Source organism: Burkholderia sp. MSMB1835 (genome assembly GCF_001526365.1).
Classification (GTDB): Bacteria; Pseudomonadota; Gammaproteobacteria; order Burkholderiales; family Burkholderiaceae; genus Burkholderia.
Window position 1 is genome coordinate 99,322 of sequence record NZ_LOYP01000025.1, and the last position, 21,312, is coordinate 120,633.

Sequence of the window (21,312 nt, forward strand, 5' to 3'; positions counted from 1 at the left end):
GGCGAGGGAGGCGTGCCGCGACGCGCTGGATTGCTTTGCGTCGAATGAGGGTCGGTGGCACGCCGATGGCCGCATGATAGCGAACGTGCCCCATTGCCGGTAGTCCATCTTGAAATGATTGACAAATCCGCGCGTCGGCGCGGCCGGTCATGCAGCGGGCCTGGCGTGCGTGCCGGGTGTCGACACGCACGTCGACGCCCGGTGCGCGCGTGCTCAGGTGTTGTCGTCGGTCCAGCCGTCGTCGTTGCTGCCGAGGTCCATCCCGCCGCCGCCACCGCCGCTGCCGTCGCTCCAGTTCGAATCGTCGCCGCGGCCGAGATCGAAGCCCGGGTCGGCTTCGTGCCGGCGATGCTCGCCGTCGACGATCACGTCGCGCTCGACCACGCGATCGCGGCCGCCGGACATCGCTTCGCCGAGCAGCACGCCGGTCAGCAGCCCGCCCATTCCGCCGCCGAACCCGCCGCCTTGCTGGATCACGACGGGCGGCTGCTGTTGCGGATACGGTTGCTGCGGCGGGTAGGGCTGTTGCTGATACGGCTGGCCCTGCGCGCCCGTCATGCGGTCGGCTTCCTGCGCGTACACGGAGCCGCTGCCGTTCGCCGGCGCCGCGGGCTGCGCGGCCGGGTCGGGGCGGCCTTCGACGCGCGCCTTCACGCTGGCGTGACGCTGTTCGAGTTCGTCGACGCGATACGGCGGCACCGGATTCTTGCCGTTCGACAGCGTCTCGACGAGCGTGCGCGCGTCGTTCTCGATCGCTTCGAGTTCGCCGGTCAGCGCCGCGGCGCCGGGCGCCGTCGACAGTTTCGCATCGAGCTTCAGCGGCCGGATGTCGTTCAGCACGTCGGTCGCGCGCTTGAGCTGCGTGCGGCGTTCGTCGTCGACGCGGCCGTCGTCGGCCGTGCGTGCGCGCCGCAGCGTCCAGCGCAGCACCAGCGCGATCACGGCGACGATCAGCCCGAGGCCGATCCACATGCCGGTCGACGGGCCGTGCTTGTCGGCCGGCGCGACGGCGGGGGCGAGCCCCGGCTGCAGCGTGCCGGCTTGCGTGGCCGACGGCGTGTTGCCGCTCACGCGCGCGGCGTCGGCGCGAATGCGCGACTCCGTCTGCGCGAAACGCGACGCGTCGGTGAAGCGCAGTTGCGGATCGAGCGATTTCGCGCGTTGCAGTTGCGCGAGCGCGTCGGACGCGCGACCTTCGCGGTCCAGCACCTGCGCATACAGGTAGCGCGCGTGCGCGTTGTTCGGATGGGCGTCGATGACTTGCGACAGCTGCGTGTCGGCGCGTTGCCAGTCGCGCTGCGCGATCGATTGCTCGACCTGCTGCAACGACGGGACCGCAAACGCGGCGGACGACAGCAACATCAGCGAGAGGCCGAGTGCGGCGAGGGATTTCTTCATGGTCGAACCGGGCGCAGGCGCCCGTCTCCTGACGATCGGTGCGCGCCGCGCACCCGGGCCGGGGCGCGGCGCGGTGGCCCGCGCGGCGGTTACTGCGCGGGCGTATCGAGCTGCTTCTTCAGCGCGGCGAGGCGATCCTCGACCGACGGGCCCTTGTTCAACGCGGCGAGCTTGTCGTCGAGCGCCTTGCCGCTCGACGTGTCGGCCGAATTCAGACGCGCGTCCGAGCGTGCGTTCTGCAGCGCGACCTTGTCCTCGAGCTTCTGGAAGTCCTCGGACAGGTTCTTGCCGCCGATGCCGCCCAGCGCGCTGGCGGCCACGTCCTTCGCCTGCGCGATTTCCTGCTTGGCCTGCAGGATGTTCGAGCGCGCATTCAGGTCGTTGCGGCGCTGACGCATGTCGGCGATCTGCCCCTTCAGCTTCTCGACCGACGGCTCGAGCGTCGTCAGCTCGGCCGCGAGCGCATCGCGCTCGGCTTCCGCGTTCGCCTGCGCGGCGAGCGCCTCGCGGGCGAGCGCTTCGTCGCCGCCCTGCAGCGCGCGCTTCGCGCCGTCCTCGTACTTCTTCACCTTGTCGTCGGCCGCATCGCGCTTGCTGCGTTGGGTCGCGACCTGTGCCTCGATCTCGATCAGCGAATTCTCGGCACGGCCGATGCTGTCGTCGAGCTCCCGCACGATTTGCCGTGCGTCGCGCGACGGATCCTGTACCGAATCGGCCGCGTCGTTCAGCAGGCCTTTGATCGTGCGCGAAATAGAGTCGAAAAGCGACATGAAATCCTCCGTGGTTGAAAGGCGCCGCGTGACCGCGGCAGTGCCCGCCGCGAGCCGGTTCCGGCCCGCGTGAGCCGGCGGATATTACACCACCGGTTCACTTAAATACGGCTTAAACGCGCGAGTTCAAGCGGCTCGCGCATCAGGATGCCAAACCTTTCGCCACTGAAAGAAAATCGCCCGCGCGTGCCGTATCGCGTGTCCATCATAGGCCGAGGATGCCGACAATACGTTCCGGAAATCACGGCATTGCGGGAATTTTTACAAAAAATCGCGAAGGCTCCCGGTCGATTTCATTAAAATGCGCTGTCACGTCGCGGGAACGGATCGCCGCGCGGCGGGGTCTGTCGACGTGACAGCCGCATCTCGATGCACCCACTCTGATTCATCCGCTTGCATTTCCGCATGCGTCCGAGGGCGCGATGTACGCCCGCCATTCCGACATGCCAATTATCAAACGACCGCCTTCTTCTTCCGACAGGAACGAACCCCACTACACGCTGCGCCGTTCGCCGTCCGGAGCCTATTACCCCGACGACGATCGCGACGACGGCCGCCGTGCGCAGCCGCGCAGCGGAGGTGACGGAGGGCGCCGCCGCACGTTCGGCTCGCGCGTCGCGCTGTGGTTCGTCGGCCTGTTCGCGACACTGGCGGTCGTCGGCGCGCTGATCGTCGGCTACGCGCTGGTCGTGATGGCGCCGCAACTGCCGTCGCTCGATGCGCTGACCAACTACCAGCCGAAGGTGCCGCTGCGCGTGTTCACCGCCGATCACGTGCTGATCGGCGAGTTCGGCGAGGAGCGCCGCAGCCTCGTGCGCTTCCAGGACATTCCCGACGTGATGAAGAAGGCCGTGCTCGCGATCGAGGACTACCGCTTCTACGAGCACGGCGGCGTCGACTTCCTCGGCATCCTGCGCGCGGGCGTGGCCGACCTGATGCACGGCGGCGCGCGCCAGGGCGCGAGCACGATCACGATGCAGGTCGCGCGCAACTTCTTCCTGTCGAGCGAGAAGACCTACACGCGCAAGATCTACGAGATGCTGCTCGCGTACAAGATCGAGAAGGCCCTGACGAAGGACCAGATTCTCGAGCTGTACATGAACCAGATCTATCTCGGCCAGCGTTCGTACGGCTTCGCGGCCGCGGCGCGCGTGTACTTCGGCAAGGACCTGAAGGACATCACGCTCGCGGAAGCGGCGATGCTCGCGGGGCTGCCGAAGGCGCCGTCCGCGTACAACCCGGTCGTCAATCCGAAGCGCGCGAAGGTGCGTCAGGAATACATCCTGAAGCGCATGCTCGACATCGGCTATATCACGCAACCGCAGTACGACGAAGCGATCAAGGAAGAGATCCACGTGCGCACGCCGGGCAACCAGTACGCGGTGCACGGCGAGTACGTCGCCGAGATGGTGCGGCAGATGATGTACGAGCAATACAAGGACGAAACCTACACGCGCGGGCTGACCGTCACGACGACGATCAACTCGGCCGACCAGGAGGCCGCGTATCAGGCCGTGCGTCGCGGCATTCTCGACTACGAGCGCCGTCACGGCTATCGCGGCCCCGAAGCGTTGATCAACCTGCCGCCGGCCGGCGACGAGCGCGACGAGGCGATCGACGACGCGCTCGCCGATCACCCGGACAACGGCGACTTGCAGTCGGCGGTCGTGCTGTCCGCCTCGCCGAACGCGGTCGAGGTGCAGTTCGTCGGCGGGGCGACCACGACGATCGGCCCGGCCGGGCTGCGCTTCGTAGCGGCCGCGCTCGGGGCCCGCGCGAACAACACGCTGCGCATCAAGCCGGGCTCGGTCGTGCGCGTGCTGAAGGACGGCAAGACGGGCTGGCAGGTCGTGCAGTTGCCGCAGGTCGAAGGTGCGCTCGTCGCGATCGCGCCGCAGGACGGCGCGATCCGCTCGCTCGTCGGCGGCTTCGACTTCAACAAGAGCAAGTTCAACCACGTGACGCAGGCATGGCGGCAGCCGGGCTCGTCGTTCAAGCCGTTCATCTATTCGGCATCGCTCGACAAGGGGCTCGGGCCGGCGACGATGATCAACGACGCGCCGCTGTACTTCCCGCCGAGCGTGCCGGGCGGCACTGCATGGGAGCCGAAGGACGACGACCAGCCCGACGGCCCGATGACGATGCGCACCGGCCTGCAGCGTTCGAAGAACCTGGTATCGATCCGGATCCTCGCGTCGATCGGCACGCAGTATGCGCAGCAGTACGTGACGCAGCGCTTCGGCTTCGATCCGGCGAAGACGCCGCCTTACCTGCCGATGGCGCTCGGCGCGGGCCTCGTGACGCCGCTGCAGCTCGCGACCGGCTATGCGGTGTTCGCGAACGGCGGTTACAAGGTCGATCCGTATCTGATCGCCGAAGTCGACGACGCGCGCGGCCAGCCGTTGCAGAAGTCGCAGCCGGTGGTCGCGGGCGGCACGGCGCCGCGCACGATCGAAGGCCGCAACGCGTACGTGATGAACAGCCTGCTGCATTCGGTCGCGACGGCCGGCACGGGCGCGGGCACCAATGCACTGGGCCGCAACGACCTGCAGGGCAAGACGGGTACCACGAACGACGCGAAGGACGGCTGGTTCGCCGGCTATCAGCAGTCGCTCGTCGCGGTCGCGTGGATGGGCTTCGACCAGCCGAAGAGCCTCGGTAGCCGCGAATTCGGCGCGCAGCTCGCGTTGCCGATCTGGGTGAACTACATGCGCACCGCGCTGAACGGCGTGCCCGAGCAGCAGATGCCGATGCCGGACGGGCTGACCACGATCGACGGCGAACTGTACTACGCCGATCGCACGCCGGGTAACGGCTTCGTCGCGAACGTCGACATCAACCCGGCCGAGAACGCGATCAGCGCGAACGACGCACTCGGTTCGGCCGGCGCGGCCGGGCTGGCGCCGCCGCCCGTCACGCCGCAGGAGAAGCAGCAGATCATGGACATGTTCGAGAACAAGTGAGCGGTACGTTGTTCTTCACCCATGCGACGGGCGCCTTCGGGCGCCCGGTTTTTTTGGGGCGCGTGGCGGACAATAATGAAGTCGCAGTGACGGATCCGTGTTCTGCCGACCAAGCTTGCCGAGGCTCGCCGCTATGCGCTGTTTTTCCTTTTCGCTCGTTATTCTTCCAGCCTTGCCGGTGAACCTTGGGATGATCCACATCGCCGATAGTTCGATGCTCACACGCGCCGTTAGCGCTTCGTCCTGCCTTGTCGCCGCAAGTAAAGATAGTCGCTGCAAACGAGGCCGAGTGTGCAGGGAAGCGTGACGGCGCATATCCATCCATTCCGACCGGCGGCCAACGCAATCAGCGATAGCCCAAGATTGAGGATGACGGCCTGCAATGAAAGCCAGCGGGGATAGTAGGGCAATCGATCGTAACCGGATCGCCCGCTGATGCGGGTCAGGCGCCCGACAATGAATGCCCCGGCAAAACAAGTCGCACAGAGCACGAGATATTCTGCGGCTCGATTTTGAGCAAGCACCAGAAATGCAACGATGCTCACCAGTTGCACAGCGAACAAACGCGCGATGGTCACTTCGAGGAAGCGCCTGACGGGGATCAACATGAGAGATTGGCAATAACGATTCGAACTATTACGATGAAATTTCGCTGAAAGTTTCCGGAAACCGGCTCTTTCAACTACAGGCTGCTGGTCGCCTCCCACAGCCGCTCAAATGAAACGCCATGAGGGAAGAAGTACGACCATCCGTGCTCTTGAATGCGATCGAGTACGTAGGCGCCGGTCAATCCACCGACAGTTGGGCCGTACAACATGCCGATTGCGCCACCGATAATCGCTCCGCCCACCGTACCGACTCCAGGAACGATGGATCCTGCCGCCGCGCCGATTCCGGCTCCGACTTCCGCACCGAGATATTGCCCGGCCACGGTTCCCGCTATACCACCGGCCACGGTCCCGGCAAGGCCGACCCCCGATACTTTCGCCACGTCCTGGTCACTCAATACTTTCATTATTTAGGACTCCAATTGTAAGTTGATAGACGTCTGGGGCCGCCTCGAAGTAGAAGTGGTGCAAATGATAATGCATCTCATTTGCGTTTTCGTCAAATTTACCGATCTATCTCAGAAATGGGATACCTTTTCCATCGGCAATACTGTTCTTTGGCCATGTCGATTCGCTCTGGAGTTTGAGCAATGTCCGGATGTGTTCCGGCGCATGCACGACATCCACCGAACCGCGCTGTCTGATGGTGTGGGACGTGTGGGACAACGCCGCCGTTGCTTCCCGCGTAACAGGCTGCACTTGAGCAGTCCGCACGCATTTTCGACACTGGAAGCGCGTAATCAGAACGACGCGCAGGTCGGCACGACGGTCATGCCGACCGATTGCTGGTGAAATCGCCGGACGTACGCTTGCCGGATCGCGGCGAGCCGCGTGCGCGTGTCGGGCGTATCGTCGGCGATGATACGGATGACGAAGCTATCTTCGCGCGTGACCCCGCCGGTCGCGCGATCGCGCCATTGGCCGTGCGTGTCCCAGTAGGTGAGGCCGTCGGGGAAGCGCGGCGTGACCGTGTCGGCGAGGAACGCCGCGCGTTCGGCATCGGTGACGGGGCTGCGCCCCGCGATGTCGCGCCCGAACAGCAGGTCGGCCTGCAGCATGCGGCTTTCGCCGGGTGGCGTGCAGGACGCGGGTGGTGCGCTGGAGGTGAACGAGGGCGGCGCCGCGCAACCGGCGAGCGCCGCGAGCGCCGCCGCGCATGCGGCCAGCCGCCGCATCTGCCCATTTCGTGACGATCGACCTTCGCGCGCGCAAAACGCTGCACGCTCAACCACTTGCGTGTGTGTCCGGCGGGTTATCAACAGGGCTGTCAACATAATCTGGGGATAACCCTCGGTTGGCCTGCGCAGGCGCGCGGCGCGATCAGTGCTGCAGTTGCGCGTGCGCGAGATGCATGCCGAGCGTGGCGGGATCGGTATTCGTGCCCGACAGCAGCACGCCGACGCGCTTGCCCTGCAGCGTTTCGCGCAGCGGGCCGAGCAGCGCGGCGAGGGCGGCCGCGCAGGCCGGCTCGACCGACAGTTTCAGGTGCGAGAACAGGAACAGCATCGCGGCGCGCAGCGCGTCGTCGGATACGGTGACGATGCGCTCGAGGTGGCGCCGGCACAACTGGTAGCTGTATTCCTCGGTATGCGGCGCCATCAGCGAATCGGCAATCGTCTGCATCGCGCTCATCTTGATCGTGTGATTGGCCGCGAAGCTGCGGCTCATCGCATCGGCGCCTTCCGGCTCGACGCCGTACACGCGCACGCGCGGATTCGCGAGTCGCAGCGCGGTCGCCATGCCGGCCGCGAGGCCGCCGCCGCCGATCGGCACGATCACCGCGTCGAGGTCCGGCGTCTGCGTCGCCCATTCGTAGCCGAGCGTCGCGGTGCCGAGGATCGTGTGATAGCCGTTGAACGGATGAATGAAGAAGCGGCCTTCCTCGGCCTCGATGCGCCGCACGAGATCGAACGCCTGCGACGCGCTGCCCGTCAGCACGACTTCCGCGCGGTACTGCTTGCATTGCGCGATGCGCGTCGGGCTCGCGGTATGGAACATCACGACCTTCGCGCTGCTGCCGAGCCGCATCGCCGCATACGCGACGGCCGCCGCATGATTGCCGGCCGACACGCAGGTGACGCCGGCGTTCTTGCGGCCTTCGTCGAGCGCGAGCAGGTGCGTGAACGCGCCGCGCGCCTTGAAGCTGCCGCTCGCCTGCAGCAGCTCGAACTTGAAGTTGACGTGCGTGCCTTCGAGGGACGGCAGGTCGGCGCGCTCGAACACGGGCGTGCGCGCGACCCACGGCGACAACGCGAAATGCTGCGCGGCGATTTCGTCGAGCGTCGGAATCGGCTCGCCGTCGATCGTCGTATGGGCGGTGCCTTGCTGTTCAGTCGACATGACGTGGCGGGGGGCGGAGTGGACCGGCCCGCGCACGCGGGCCGGCGTGGCGGGAGGCAGTCAGTGCGCGTCGACCGACATGCTGCGGATGAACTTGCGCAGGAACTGCTCGCAGCCGGCGAGCTGCGCGAGCTCGACATATTCGTTCGGCTTATGCGCCTGCTCGATGTTGCCGGGCCCGCACACGACGCTCGGGATGCCCGCGCGTTCGAACAGGCCGGCCTCGGTGCCGTACGCGACCTTGCGCTTGTCCTGGTCGGCCGTCAGCGCGCGCACGAGCTGCGTGATCGCGGCCTGTTCGGTCGCGTCGAGGCCGGGCGCCGCGGCGATCTTCGAGAACTCGATCGCGGCGTTCGGATGTTCGCGAAGCATCTGCGGCAACAGCGTTTCCTGCGCATACGCTTCGATGCGCGTGAAGATCTGCTCGGGGTCGAGCGTCGGCAGGTTGCGGAATTCGAAGTCGAAGCGGCATTCGGCCGGCACCGTGTTGATCGCGTTGCCGCCCTGGATCGTGCTCGTCTGCGCGGTGGTGAACGGCACGTCGTACAGTTCGTCGAACGGGCCTTCGGTGCGAAAGCGCTCGGCGATGTCGCGGATGTGGCAGATGAGGCGCGCCGCATACTCGATCGCGTTGAGCCCCTTCGGCGTCAGCGACGAATGCGCGGCATGGCCGCGCACGCAGCAGCGGTATGCGTTGATGCCCTTGTGCGCGATGATCGGCCGCATGCTGGTCGGCTCGCCGACGATGCAGCCGGACGGCTGCACGCCGCGCTTCACCAGATCGGCGATCATCAGCGGCGCGCCCGCACAGCCGATTTCCTCGTCGTAGGACAGCGCGAAATGGATCGGCTTCGCGAGCTTCGTCGCCTGCATCTCGGGCAGCAGCGCGAGCGCCGCGCCGATGAAGCCTTTCATGTCGCAGGTGCCGCGGCCGTACAGGCGGCCGTCGCGGATTTCCGGCGCGAACGGGTTGCTGTCCCACTGCTGGCCGTCGACCGGCACGACGTCGGTGTGGCCCGACAGCACGATGCCGCCGTTGGTCGAGCCGTCGTGCGCGGGCACGGTGGCAAACAGGTTCGCCCAGCCTTCGCGCGGATCGTGCGTGATCGTCGACGCGATGCCCTTCGCGGCGAGCGCGTCGCGTACCGTTTCGATCAGGCCGAGGTTCGGCACGCGGCTCGTCGTGTCCATCGACACGAGCTGCTTGACCCAGGGCAGGCTGACGAGCGATGCGTCGCCTTCGGTTGCGGCGGACGGTGCGGTCGCGTCGAGAGTGGACATGGCAAAACTCCGTCTGATGAATGGGAAATCATACTCAAAAACGCGCCGGCCCGCCTTCGTCGGGCGCGATGCGGTGCAGCAACGTCGCGCCCGTCAGGATCGCGTCAACGCGCCGCGACGGCCGCCCCCTGCTTCGGGCCGAGCGCGCGCAGCGTTTCCTTGATCGTCGACACGCGGATCGCGAGGTCGGGCGAGCGCGTCTCGATGCGCAGCTTGTCCTGCCCCGCGAGCTTGATGTGGCGATGCTTCTGCACCATCTCGATGATCCGCATCGGGTCGATCGGCGGGTTCGGCTCGAACTGCAGACCGATCGCGGCCTCGCTCGCGTCGATCTTCACGATGCCGAGCGGCTTCGCGGCGATCCGCAGCCGGTGCGTCTCGACGAGCGCGTGCGCCTGCGGCGGCAGCTTGCCGAAGCGGTCGATCAGTTCCTCCTGGATGCCGTCGATCGCGTCGCCGTGCTCGCAGTTCGCGAGCCGCTTGTACAGCGACAGCCGCTCCTGTACGTCCGCGCAGTAGTCGGCCGGCAGGATCGCGGGCGCATGCAGGTTGATTTCGGTCGTCGCGGCGAGCGGGGCGGTGAGGTCGGGCTCCTTGCCGTTCTTCAGCGCCTTCACCGCGTCGTTCAGCATGTCCGTATACAGCTGGAAGCCGATCTCGTGGATTTCGCCCGACTGCTTGTCGCCGAGCACTTCGCCGGTGCCGCGGATCTCGAGGTCGTGCATCGCGAGATAGAAGCCCGAGCCCAGCTCCTCCATCTGCTGGATCGCTTCCAGCCGGCGCTGCGCCTGCTTGGTCAGCGACTGCGGATCGTGGACCAGCAGATATGCATACGCCTGGTGGTGCGAGCGGCCGACGCGGCCGCGCAACTGGTGAAGCTGCGCGAGGCCGAACTTGTCCGCGCGGTGCATGATGATCGTGTTCGCGCTCGGCACGTCGATGCCGGTCTCGATGATGGTCGTGCACAGCAGCACGTTCGCGCGCTGCGCGACGAAGTCGCGCATCACGCGTTCGAGTTCGCGTTCGTGCATCTGGCCGTGCGCGATCACGATGCGCGCTTCGGGCACGAGCGCCTCGAGCATCGCCTTGCGGTTCTCGATCGTCTCGACTTCGTTGTGCAGGAAGTACACCTGGCCGCCGCGCTTCAGCTCGCGCAGCATCGCCTCGCGGATCACGCTTTCTTCCTCGCGCCGCACGAAAGTCTTGATCGCGAGCCGCTTCTGCGGCGCGGTCGCGATCACCGAGAAATCGCGCAGCCCTTCGAGCGCCATCCCGAGCGTGCGCGGAATCGGCGTCGCGGTGAGCGTCAGCACGTCGACTTCCGCGCGCAGCGCCTTCAGCGCTTCCTTCTGGCGCACGCCGAAGCGGTGTTCCTCGTCGATGATCACGAGGCCGAGGCGCTTGAACTGCACGTCCGACGACAGCAGCTTGTGCGTGCCGATCACGATGTCGACGCTGCCTTCGTTGATCTGCGCGATCGCCGCGTTCACTTCCTTCGCGGTCTTGAAGCGCGACAGCTCGACGATGCGCACCGGCCAGTCCGCGAAGCGGTCGGCGAAGGTCTGCGTGTGCTGCTCGGCGAGCAGCGTGGTCGGCGACAGCAGCGCGACCTGCTTGCCGCCCAGCACCGCGATGAACGCCGCACGCAGCGCGACCTCGGTCTTGCCGAAGCCGACGTCGCCGCACACGAGGCGATCCATCGGCTTGCCGCTCGTCATGTCGCCGATCACGGCCGCGATCGCCGCGGCCTGGTCGGGGGTTTCCTCGAAGCCGAAGCTTTCCGCGAATTTCACGTAGTCGCGCGGATCGAGCGAGAACGCGTGGCCTTCGCGGGCCGCGCGGCGCGCGTACAGGTTCAGCAGCTCGGCGGCCGTATCGCGGATCTGCTGCGCGGCCTTGCGTTTCGCGCGCTCCCACTGGCCGGAGCCGAGCGCGTGCAGCGGCGCGCTGTCGGGATCGGCGCCGCTGTAGCGCGAGATCACGTGCAGTTGCGCGACGGGCACGTAGAGCTTGCTGTCGCCCGAGTATTCGAGATGCAGGAATTCGGTCTCGCCTTCGCCGAGATCCATCGACACGAGGCCCATGTAGCGGCCGATGCCGTGCTGCGCGTGGACGACCGGGTCGCCGACCTTCAGCTCCGACAGGTCGCGGACCATCGCGTCGACGTTGCTCGCCTGTTCCTGCCGGCGGCGGCCCGCGCGGCGGCCGAGCGCGCCGTACAGCTCGGTCTCGGTGACGATCGCATAGCCTTCGCCCGGCACCGCGAAGCCGGTCGCGAGCGGCGCGACGCCGAGCGCGAAGCGTTCGTCGCTCGCGAGCCAGCCCGCGAAGTGGTCGTTCGACGCGGGCCGCAGGTGATGCTCGGCGAGCAGTTGCAGGATCGTCTCGCGGCGGCCGGCCGATTCGACCGTCAGCAGCACGCGCTTGCCCGACGATTCGACGAACGTGCGCAGCGCGGCGAGCGGATCGTCGGCATGGCGGTCGACAGTGAGCTCGGGCAGCGCGGTCGCCCAGCCGCCGGCCGGCTGCGCGGGCAGCACGACGCGCGCGAACGGCTTCGCGAACGCGAAGAAATCCTCGTCGGACAGGAACAGCCGCTGCGGCTCGAGGATCGGCCGCTCGCGATCGTGCGCGAGGAACGCGTGACGCTGCTTCGTATCGGCCGTGAAGCGGCGGATCGATGCGTCGAGATCGCCGGCGAACACGAGATGCGCGTCCTGCGGCAGATAGTGGAACAGCGTGGCCGTCTCGTCGAAGAACAGCGGCAGGTAATACTCGATGCCGGCCGACGGCACGCCGTTGCCGATGTCCTTGTAGATCGGCGCGCGGCTCGGGTCGCCTTCGAAGGTTTCGCGCCAGCGGCTGCGGAAGGCCGTGCGCGCGGCTTCGTCGAACGGGAACTCGCGGCCGGGCAGCAGGCGCACGTCGCGCACCGGGTAGAGGCTGCGCTGCGTGTCGGGATCGAACGCGCGGATCGAATCGACCTGGTCGTCGAACAGGTCGATCCGGTACGGCAGCGGCGAGCCCATCGGGTACAGGTCGATCAGCGAGCCGCGCACGCAGTATTCGCCGGGGCGCACGACCTGGCTCACGTGCTCGTAGCCGGCCAGCGTGAGCTGTGCCTTCAGCTTTGCCTCGTCGAGCCGCTCGCCCTGCGCGAACGCGAAGGTGTACGCGGCCATGAACGACGCGGGCGGCATCCGGTACAGCGCAGTCGTGGCGGGCACGAGCAGGATGTCGCAGCGGCCCTCGCCGAGGTCGTGCAGCGTCGCGAGCCGCTCGGACACGAGATCCTGGTGCGGCGAGAAGGTGTCGTACGGCAGCGTTTCCCAGTCGGGCAGCAGGCGCACGCGCGCATCGGGCGAGAAGTAGGGGATTTCCTGCGACAGCCGCTGCGCGTCGACCGCGTTCGCGCAGATCACCGCGAGCAGCGGCACGTCCGGACGGTTGTCGGCGAGATAACGGGCGATGGCGAGCGCGTCGGCGGAGCCGTGCGCGCCGTCGAAGGCGAAACGCTGGCCGGGCTTGACGCGGGCAACGGGTGAAGCGGACGGGGTGGAAGCGTTATCTGGCATAGGGACGACAGGGGTGGCGTGCACGGGCGCAGCGCGGTGCGCCGGTCGAGACGAAAGACCTATTATAAAATCCGCTTCTCGATTTCATCTTTCCGGCGTTTGCCTTCGTGACTCCCCGACTTTTCGCCCTGATTCCCTGTGCCGGCACGGGCAGCCGTTCCGGCTCGGCCGTGCCGAAGCAATATCGCACGCTGGCCGGCCGCGCGCTGCTGCACTACACGCTCGCCGCGTTCGACGCGTGCAGCGAGTTCTCGCAGACGCTCGTCGTGCTCGCGCCCGACGATTCCCATTTCGACGCACGCCGCTTCGCGGGCCTGCGCTTCGCGGTGCGCCGCTGCGGCGGGGGCTCTCGGCAGGCGTCGGTGCTCAACGGGCTGCTGGAGCTGGCCGAATTCGGCGCGACCGACCACGACTGGGTGCTCGTGCACGACGCCGCGCGCCCGGGCATCACGCCGGCGCTGATCCGCACGCTCGTCGCGACGCTGAAGGACGACCCGGTCGGCGGCATCGTCGCGCTGCCGGTGGCGGACACGCTCAAGCGCGTGCCGGCCGGCGGCGACGCGATCGCGCGCACGGAGCCGCGCGACGCGCTGTGGCAGGCGCAGACCCCGCAGATGTTCCGCATCGGCATGCTGCGCGACGCGATCCTGCGCGCGCAGCGCGAAGGGCACGACCTGACCGACGAAGCGAGTGCGATCGAATGGGCCGGCCACACGCCGCGCGTCGTGCAGGGCAGCCTGCGCAACTTCAAGGTCACGTACCCGGAAGATTTCGCGCTCGCGGAAGCGATTCTCGCGCGGGCCGCGAACGCTTCCTGACTTTTCCCTCATCTCAAACCGGATTACGCATGGATTTCAGAATCGGACAAGGCTACGACGTGCATCAGCTCGTCCCGGGACGCCCGCTCATCATCGGCGGCGTGACGATTCCGTACGAGCGCGGTCTGCTCGGCCACTCGGACGCGGACGTGCTGCTGCACGCGATCACCGACGCGCTGTTCGGCGCGGCGGCGCTCGGCGACATCGGCCGTCATTTCTCCGACACGGACGCGGCATTCAAGGGCGCGGACAGCCGCGTGCTGCTGCGCGAGTGCGTCGCCCGCGTGAACGCGGCCGGCTTCGCGATTCAGAACGTCGACAGCACCGTGATCGCGCAGGCGCCCAAGCTCGCGCCGCACATCGACGGGATGCGCGCGAACATCGCGGCCGATCTCGGGCTGCCGCTCGAGCGCGTGAACGTGAAGGCGAAGACCAACGAGAAGCTCGGCTATCTCGGCCGCGGCGAGGGGATCGAGGCCCAGGCCGCCGCATTGCTGGTGAAGCATGGCTGAAACCGCGACCGGCCGGCGGCGCCCGCGCGGTGCTCCGCCGGAAAGCAAAAATGCCACGCAAGCGCGTGGCATTTTTTCATGCGGAGCCGGCCCCGAGCGGGACGGCGCGGCTTATTCGCCTTCGGCGGCGATCACCTGTGCGGCGGCGTTGATCACCGACGCGATACGGCCGACGTCGCGCAGTTGCGTGACGGTCATTCCTTGCTCGTTCTTCAGCAGCGCATAGTGCGACTTCACGCAGAAGTGGCACTTGCCGACGATCGACGCGGCGAGCGCGTACATCTCGAACTTGCGCTTGTCGACGCCGCCGTGCGTCGCATACGCGCCCATCCGCAATTCGGCGCGCTGCGTCTTCAGGTCGGCGTCGTCGGCCATCTCGACGTACGGATACCAGGTGTTGTTCATCCCCATCAGCGCGGCCGCCGTCAGCACGGCGTTCGTCTCCTCGGGCGACAGCACGCCGGCTTCGCGGATCGTCTTCACGAGCACCGTGCTCTTCGCCGCGATGGCCGCCGCCAGCGCCACGCCGACCGCGTCGGTGCCTTCGAGCGACGAGCGCGAGATCGTGCCGTCGAGGTTCAGGCGAATGTCCTTTGCGTAGTCGGGGATGCGTGCCTTAATCGAGTCGATGAATTCCATTGATATCTCCTATGGGTTGGCCGTTAAAAAAGCCCGCAGGCAGGACGTGCGCCGCGGGCTTCGTGCATCGATGCGCTTACAGCGTTGCGCCGCCGACTGCACGGTTGCACGGGCACAGTTCGTCCGTTTGCAGGCCGTCCAGAATGCGCAGGACTTCTTCCGGGCTGCGGCCGACGTTCAGGTTGTTCACCGAAACGTGCTGGATCGTGTTGTCCGGATCGACGATGAACGTCGCACGCAGGGCCACGCCGGCTTCCTTGTCGCGCACGCCGAGCTGGTCGATCAGTTCGCCCTTGACGTCGCCGAACGAGTAGTGGTTCAGCTTGTCGAGGTCCTTGTGCTCACGGCGCCATGCGAGCTTGACGAATTCGTTGTCCGAGCTGCCGCCGAGCAGGACCGCGTCGCGCTCTTCGAATTGCTTCGTGAGCTTCGCGAACTCGACGATTTCCGTCGGGCACACGAACGTGAAATCCTTCGGATAGAAGTAGATGATCTTCCACTTGCCCGGGAACGACGCTTCGGTGACGGTCTCGAACGCCGACTGGCCGTTTTCCTCGTGATTGTTGAAGCCCGGCTTCGCGGCTACGACGGTGAAAGCTTCGAGTTTATCGCCCACGGTTTTCATGCGGATACTCCTGTGTGAGTTGGGAAGAAGACTGAGTCAAGCTACCTCGGTGCTGCAACGATGATGTGACAGCATGAAAGGGACTATAACACTATTGATGCTTCACTTCAATAGATTTTGACTAACGCCCTTCATAGCTTTTGTCAACCGGATCGATAGTGTGACGCGCAAGATGCGTGCGCGAACGTGTCATGCGGTCGCACGCGCCTTGCCGGCGCCGGGGAATTCGAGCGTGACTTCGAGGCCGGCTTCAGGGTGGCGGTTGCGCAGGCGCAGCGCGCCGCGGTAGCGGCCGACGAGCCGCAGCACGATCGCCATGCCGAGGCCCGTGCCGTCCGCCTTGGTGCGCGCGGTGTCGACGCGGTAGAACGGCCGCATCACGAGCGGCAGCTGATCCTCGGGGATGCCGGGGCCTTCGTCGCTTACCGACAGCTCGACGCGCGCATGCGACACGCGCGTTTCGAGCGTGATCCGCGAGATGCCGTCCTGCTTGCTCTGGCCGTACTTGCGCGCGTTCTCGACGAGGTTGCCGATCACGCGCCGCATGTCGGTCTCGTCGGCTTCGATGATCGCGCTCGGCGCGAGCCGCGTGCGGATTTCGACGCCGTCCTCGCCCGACACGCGCGCGGCGACGTCCTGCGCGACCGACGACAGATCGACGGGCTCGGGCTTGCGCTGCGACGGGCGCGCGTAGTCGATGAAGGCCGCGATGATGCGGTCCATCTGCTCGATGTCGTCGACCATCGCGTCCTTGGTCGCCTGGTCGGACGGGCTCATCTCGGTTTCGAGCCGCAGCCGCGCGAGCGGCGTGCGCAGGTCGTGCGAGATGCCCGCGAGCATCAGCGCGCGATCGGCCTCGAGCTGTTCGAGGTCGCGCACCATCTGGTTGAAGCTGCGGTTGGTCTCGGCCGCGACGCCCATCCCGCGCTCGGGCAGCGGCTCGGGCGCCTGGCCCGAACCGACCTGGCGCGCGGCGAGCGCGAGCCGCGAGAACGGCCGGTTCACGAGGCTGGTAATGAACGCGGAGCCGAACAGCGACAGCGCGAGCGCGAACAGCCCCCAACCGGCCCACTGCAGGCCCGTGACGTTGTCGAGCTGGTCGCGATCGAGCGCGACCCAGTAATCGTCGTCGTCGATCTTGAAGCTGATCCATACGCCCGGGATGTCGTTGACCGACTGCGCGATCACGGTATCGTCGCCGAGCCGGCTGCGGATGTCGTGTTCGATCAGGCGGTTCAGCGATTCGTCGGGCTGCAGCTTGAACTTGTCGGTTTTCTCGCGCGGGTAGACGCGCACGCCCTCGTTGCTTTCCAGATCCTGCAGCAGCGCGCGCCGCAAGTCGGGATCGGAATAGAGCAGGGCGGTGCGCGTGAGCTTCACGACCGCGACGAGCTGGAGCGCGACGCGCTGCGCGCGCGGCTCGCGCTCGATCACGCGAAAGCTCTGGAACCACGCGGCGAGACTGACCGAGATCAGCAGCGCGATCAGCAGGAAGGTGCGCCAGAACAGCCCGCCGAACGCGAGCTGCAGAAGGCGCCGGTCGATACGCATGGGACGGGCCGTGGGCGGGGCGAAACCGGGAAGGAAAAAGCTCAGGCGGCGCCGTCCGGGATGAACACGTAGCCGAGGCCCCAGACGGTCTGGATGAAGCGCGGGCTGCCCGGATCCGGTTCGATCAGCTTGCGCAGGCGCGAGATCTGCACGTCGAGGCTGCGGTCGAACACTTCGTATTCGCGGCCGCGTGCGAGCTCCATCAGCTTTTCGCGCGACAGCGGCTGACGCGGATGACGCGCGAACACTTTCAGCACCGAGAATTCGCCGGTGGTCAGCGGAATTTCCTGACCGGACTTGGTCAGCGTGCGCGTGGCGAGATTCAGCGAGAATTCGCCGAACTCGAACACCTCGGTGGTTTCCGACGGTGCGCCCGGCAGTTCGGCCGGCGCCTGGCGGCGCAGCACCGCATGAATGCGCGCGACCAGTTCGCGCGGATTGAACGGCTTCGGCAGGTAATCGTCGGCGCCCATCTCGAGGCCGACGATGCGATCGACGTCCTCGCCCTTCGCGGTGAGCATGATGATCGGCGTGCGGTCGTTGCTGCCGCGCAGCCGGCGGCAGATCGACAGGCCGTCTTCGCCGGGCAGCATCAGGTCGAGCACGAGCAGGTCGAATCGCTCGCGAACCCAGAGCTTGTTCATTGCGGTCGCGTTTTCCGCGACGTAGACGTTGAAACCCTGTTCGCCGAGATAGCGGCGCAGCAGATCGCGCAGGCGAGGGTCGTCGTCGACGACGAGAATCTTGGAGGGGTTTTTCGTTTCCATGATCGGCATCTTATCGCGAATGGGAATTGGCGCACGGCCGCGTATTTTCGTGCGTTACAGTCGGTTACAAAATTTACCCGTAGTGTCGCGCCGAGTAAAGGCACGCTATAGAGATTCCTTTACTCGAAGCCGAAATTCGGTAGATACTCCCCTGCACTCCATCTTTCATCTTTGTACACCCGAATTCCGCAGGGTTTTTCAAGTACCAGAGGTAGCCGGTTGCCGCGTGACGAAGGGAACAAATCGACCAAAGAAGCGAGGACGGTCATGCGATCTGCCCGGATTGCACTGATGCTGACGATCGCGCTTGCCGGTCCGTATGCGTCGAACCTCGCGTATGCGCAGCGCCCCGAGCAGGGCGCATCGTCGCGCAAGCTGCCGCGCGGCAAAGCGCCGCAGCCCGATCGCGCCGCCGATATGACGGCCCGTTCCGCCGTGCCTCCCGATCTCGAACAGCGCCGTCGCGACGGGCACATGACGCCCGAAGAGCGACACCTGTTGCGCCAGCACATCGAAGACGCCGTGCGTGAGTTGTACAAGCGCTGATGCGTGCCGTCGTTCGCCTCGCGCGGAAATCCCCGCGCGGAAAGAATTCGTAGCATTTTTTCCGTCAACTTTCGGCCGCCGAATGCCGTTGTACGGGCATCCGCACCGCCGGTGCGTTCCGGGAGTCCATGACGATGAAAGCGAACGCTGCCGCACCGGCGCCGTCGCCTGCCATGCAGTCGCCGCTCGATGCCGACGACGCGGTGTTTTTTCTCGGTCGCACCGGTTTTTCTCCCGCTCCCGCCGAAGTCGCGCGCATCGTCGGCATGACGCGCGCGCAGGTCGTGGCCGATACGCTCGGCAATGCACGACGGGAACCCGTCACGACGTGGCCCGACTGGCTCGCCGAGCCGCCGCCGACACGCGCGCAGCGCCAGGCGCTGACGCCCGACATGCGGCGCGACGAGCAGCGCGAGCGCAATCGCCGCTACGATGCGTTGCGTGCGGCCTGGGTCAACGAGATGGTCGCGACGCCGTCGCCGCTCACCGAGCGCATGACGCTGTTCTGGCACGGGCATTTCACGTCCGGACAGGACAAGGTGCCTTACCCGCAGACGATGGCCGCGCAGAACGCGCTGTTTCGCCGCGAGGCGCTCGGCAACTTCGGCTCGCTGCTGCACGCGGTCGCGAAGGATCCGGCGATGCTGCAGTATCTCGACGGCGCGAGCAATCGCAAGGGCCGCCCGAACGAGAATTTCGCGCGCGAGGTGATGGAACTGTTCACGCTCGGCGAAGGGCATTACACGCAACACGACGTGACCGAGGCCGCGCGCGCGATGACGGGCTGGACGGTCGATCCCGACACGCTGCGCTTCGCGGTGCGGCCCGAATGGCACGATGCCGGCGACAAGACGATCCTCGGCGAAACCGGGCCGTTCGACGGCGACGGCTTTCTCGACATCCTGCTGAAGCGGCCGGACACCGCGCGCTTCATCGCCGGCAAGCTGTGGCGCGAGTTCGTGTCCGATACGCCGGAGCCGCGCGCGCTCGACGTGGTGGCCGAGCGGTTTCGCGCGAGCGGCTATGACATTCGCGCGGCGCTCGCCGCGCTGTGGTCGACCGACGCGTTCTGGGATCCGCGCAATCGCGGCGTGCTGGTCAAGTCGCCGGCGGAATTCGTGGTCGGCTCGGTGCGGCTGTTCGACGTGGCGTACGGCGATCCGCAGATGCTCGCGAACACCGTGCGCACGCTCGGACAGAACCTGTTCTATCCGCCGAACGTGAAGGGCTGGCCCGGCGGCGCGCTGTGGATCAACAGCACGACGCTGCTGTCGCGCAAGCAGTTCGTCGAGCAGTTGTTCCGCGCGACCGAGACGGCCGGCATGCGGCCGCCGGCCCGTGCGATCGCGCCGTCGCCGAGCGCGCACGCGATGCCGGTGACCGACGCGGCGTCCGCCGCCGGCCCGCGCGGCATGCCCGCGAAGCCCGCGCGCGGCGGCTTGCGTTTCGATCTCGAGCGCTGGCTCGCGCAGTATCGTGCGCGGCCGCAGGCGATCGCGGGACTGTCCACCGAGCTGCAATTGCAGCATGCGGTGCTGCAACTCTCGCCGGTCGCGGCGATCGACACGGATTCGACCGGCAGCGCGTATCTCGAGGCGCTGCTGATGGATCCGGCCTATCAACTGAAATGATGCGAACGACGACGAAGCGGGCGGCGGCCGCGGCAAAGGCGGCGGGCGGCGAACCAAAGGATGTGCGATGAACCGACGTGATTTTCTGACGCTGACGGGCGCCGCGGCGGCGGCCGGCGTGTCGATGTGGCAGGCGAGCGCGGTGGCGGCGGCCGCGCCGCAGGCCGGCCGAAAGCCTGCGGCCGGGTATGCGAACGTGCTGATCCTCGTCGAGCTCAAGGGCGGCAACGACGGCCTCAACACGGTGGTGCCGTATGCGGACCCGCTGTACTACTCGTTCCGGCGCGGCATCGGCATCAAGCGCGAGCAGGTGCTGCAGCTCGACGCGCAGACGGGGCTGCACCCGTCGCTCGCGCCGCTGGTGCCGCTGTGGCGCGACGGGCAGGTCGCGGTCGTGCAGGGTGTCGGCTATCCGCAGCCGAACCTGTCGCATTTCCGCTCGATCGAGATCTGGGACACCGCGTCGCGCTCGGATCAGTACCTGCACGAGGGTTGGCTCACGCGCACGTTCGCGCAGGCGCCCGTGCCGCCCGGTTTCGCGGCGGACGGCGTCGTGCTCGGCAGCGCCGAGATGGGGCCGTTGTCGAACGGCGCGCGCGCGATCGCGCTCGTCAATCCCGCGCAGTTCATCCGTGCGGCCCGGCTCGCCGAGCCGTCGTCGCTGCGCGAGCAGAACCCGGCGCTCGCGCACATCATCGACGTCGAGAACGACATCGTGAAGGCGGCCGACCGGCTGCGCCCGCGCGGCGGAATGCGCGAATTCAGGACGGCCTTTCCGGCCGGCGCGTTCGGCACGTCGGTGAAGACCGCGATGCAGGTGCTGGCCGCGTGCGAAGCGTCCGGGCCCGGCGCGCAGGACGGTGTCGCGGTGCTGCGCCTCACGCTCAACGGTTTCGACACGCACCAGAACCAGCCGGGGCAGCACGCCGCGCTGCTCAAGCAGTTCGCGGACGGGATGAGCGCGATGCGCGCGGCGTTGATCGAACTCGGGCGCTGGAACGAGACGCTCGTGATGACGTATGCGGAATTCGGCCGGCGCGTGCGCGAGAACCAGAGCAACGGCACCGATCACGGCACGGCCGCGCCGCATTTCGTGATGGGCGGCCGCGTGGCGGGCGGGCTGTACGGTGCGCCGCCCGCGCTCGGGCGGCTCGACGGCAACGGCAACCTGCCGGTCGCGATCGATTTCCGCCAGCTTTACGCGACCGTGCTCGGGTCCTGGTGGGGGCTCGACGCGACGCGTGTGCTGCAGCAGCATTTCGACCCGCTGCCGTTGCTGAAGGCGTGA

Annotated in this window: 18 protein-coding genes; 6 read left to right on the forward strand and 12 right to left on the reverse strand. The window is 67.0% G+C overall.

Features of this window, described 5'->3' with window-relative positions:
- Positions 1–213: 213 nt before the first annotated feature.
- Together WS96_RS11095 and WS96_RS11100 are read right to left on the reverse strand one after the other, a co-directional pair.
- Positions 214–1,398: a tetratricopeptide repeat protein gene (locus WS96_RS11095; RefSeq protein ID WP_059832508.1), complete on the reverse strand. Its 1,185-nt coding sequence runs from the start codon at positions 1,396–1,398 to the stop codon at positions 214–216.
- 89 nt (positions 1,399–1,487) lie between these two features.
- Entirely contained in the window at positions 1,488–2,168 is a 681-nt protein-coding gene (locus tag WS96_RS11100; RefSeq protein WP_034207567.1) for a PspA/IM30 family protein, read from the reverse strand.
- A gap of 443 nt (positions 2,169–2,611) precedes the next feature.
- Here WS96_RS11100 and WS96_RS11105 point away from each other — a divergent pair, with 443 nt between their 5' ends.
- Positions 2,612–5,131 carry a penicillin-binding protein 1A gene (locus WS96_RS11105; RefSeq protein WP_059832684.1) on the forward strand — a complete coding sequence of 840 codons (2,520 nt, stop codon included), beginning with the start codon at positions 2,612–2,614 and terminating at the stop codon, positions 5,129–5,131.
- Between the two features lie 230 nt (positions 5,132–5,361).
- On the opposite strand, the gene WS96_RS11110 is transcribed toward WS96_RS11105, so the two are convergent.
- The 6 genes from WS96_RS11110 to mfd all read right to left on the reverse strand — a co-directional run bounded on the left by WS96_RS11110 (position 5,362) and on the right by mfd (position 12,935).
- Complete coding sequence (locus tag WS96_RS11110; protein WP_059832510.1) at positions 5,362–5,739, reverse strand: hypothetical protein; 378 nt, start codon at positions 5,737–5,739, stop codon at positions 5,362–5,364.
- A 74-nt stretch (positions 5,740–5,813) separates the two neighbouring features.
- Complete coding sequence (locus tag WS96_RS11115; RefSeq protein WP_059832512.1) at positions 5,814–6,146, reverse strand: hypothetical protein; 333 nt, start codon at positions 6,144–6,146, stop codon at positions 5,814–5,816.
- A 333-nt stretch (positions 6,147–6,479) separates the two neighbouring features.
- Positions 6,480–6,914: a DUF3574 domain-containing protein gene (locus WS96_RS11120; RefSeq protein ID WP_059832514.1), complete on the reverse strand. Its 435-nt coding sequence runs from the start codon at positions 6,912–6,914 to the stop codon at positions 6,480–6,482.
- A gap of 145 nt (positions 6,915–7,059) precedes the next feature.
- Entirely contained in the window at positions 7,060–8,079 is a 1,020-nt protein-coding gene (locus tag WS96_RS11125; RefSeq protein WP_034207565.1) for a threonine/serine dehydratase, read from the reverse strand.
- 60 nt (positions 8,080–8,139) lie between these two features.
- Positions 8,140–9,360: an acetylornithine deacetylase gene (gene argE / locus WS96_RS11130; protein WP_059832516.1), complete on the reverse strand. Its 1,221-nt coding sequence runs from the start codon at positions 9,358–9,360 to the stop codon at positions 8,140–8,142.
- 104 nt (positions 9,361–9,464) lie between these two features.
- Positions 9,465–12,935, reverse strand: coding sequence for a transcription-repair coupling factor (gene mfd / locus WS96_RS11135; RefSeq protein ID WP_059832518.1), 3,471 nt, complete (start codon positions 12,933–12,935; stop codon positions 9,465–9,467).
- A gap of 107 nt (positions 12,936–13,042) precedes the next feature.
- Between mfd and ispD the strand changes: the two genes are divergently transcribed.
- Together ispD and ispF are read left to right on the forward strand one after the other, a co-directional pair.
- On the forward strand, positions 13,043–13,753 hold the full coding sequence (gene ispD / locus WS96_RS11140; RefSeq protein WP_059832520.1) for a 2-C-methyl-D-erythritol 4-phosphate cytidylyltransferase: 711 nt from the start codon (positions 13,043–13,045) through the stop codon (positions 13,751–13,753).
- Between the two features lie 29 nt (positions 13,754–13,782).
- Positions 13,783–14,265 carry a 2-C-methyl-D-erythritol 2,4-cyclodiphosphate synthase gene (gene ispF, locus WS96_RS11145; protein ID WP_059832522.1) on the forward strand — a complete coding sequence of 161 codons (483 nt, stop codon included), beginning with the start codon at positions 13,783–13,785 and terminating at the stop codon, positions 14,263–14,265.
- 111 nt (positions 14,266–14,376) lie between these two features.
- On the opposite strand, the gene WS96_RS11150 is transcribed toward ispF, so the two are convergent.
- The 4 genes from WS96_RS11150 to ompR form a co-directional block, all read right to left on the reverse strand.
- Positions 14,377–14,904, reverse strand: a complete 528-nt coding sequence (locus tag WS96_RS11150) for a carboxymuconolactone decarboxylase family protein (protein ID WP_006478562.1) — start codon at positions 14,902–14,904, stop codon at positions 14,377–14,379.
- A gap of 76 nt (positions 14,905–14,980) precedes the next feature.
- Positions 14,981–15,529, reverse strand: a complete 549-nt coding sequence (locus WS96_RS11155; protein ID WP_006478563.1) for a peroxiredoxin — start codon at positions 15,527–15,529, stop codon at positions 14,981–14,983.
- Positions 15,530–15,718: 189 nt separating this feature from the next.
- Positions 15,719–17,080, reverse strand: a complete 1,362-nt coding sequence (locus WS96_RS11160; RefSeq protein WP_059832524.1) for an ATP-binding protein — start codon at positions 17,078–17,080, stop codon at positions 15,719–15,721.
- Positions 17,081–17,121: 41 nt separating this feature from the next.
- Entirely contained in the window at positions 17,122–17,856 is a 735-nt protein-coding gene (gene ompR, locus WS96_RS11165; RefSeq protein ID WP_006478565.1) for an osmolarity response regulator transcription factor OmpR, read from the reverse strand.
- A 258-nt stretch (positions 17,857–18,114) separates the two neighbouring features.
- Between ompR and WS96_RS11170 the strand changes: the two genes are divergently transcribed.
- The 3 genes from WS96_RS11170 to WS96_RS11180 all read left to right on the forward strand — a co-directional run bounded on the left by WS96_RS11170 (position 18,115) and on the right by WS96_RS11180 (position 21,312).
- Positions 18,115–18,393 carry a hypothetical protein gene (locus WS96_RS11170; RefSeq protein ID WP_034207558.1) on the forward strand — a complete coding sequence of 93 codons (279 nt, stop codon included), beginning with the start codon at positions 18,115–18,117 and terminating at the stop codon, positions 18,391–18,393.
- A gap of 134 nt (positions 18,394–18,527) precedes the next feature.
- Positions 18,528–20,024: a DUF1800 domain-containing protein gene (locus tag WS96_RS11175; RefSeq protein ID WP_059832689.1), complete on the forward strand. Its 1,497-nt coding sequence runs from the start codon at positions 18,528–18,530 to the stop codon at positions 20,022–20,024.
- Between the two features lie 67 nt (positions 20,025–20,091).
- Positions 20,092–21,312 (forward strand): DUF1501 domain-containing protein, encoded by a 1,221-nt coding sequence (locus WS96_RS11180; RefSeq protein WP_059832527.1) that lies wholly within the window; start codon positions 20,092–20,094, stop codon positions 21,310–21,312.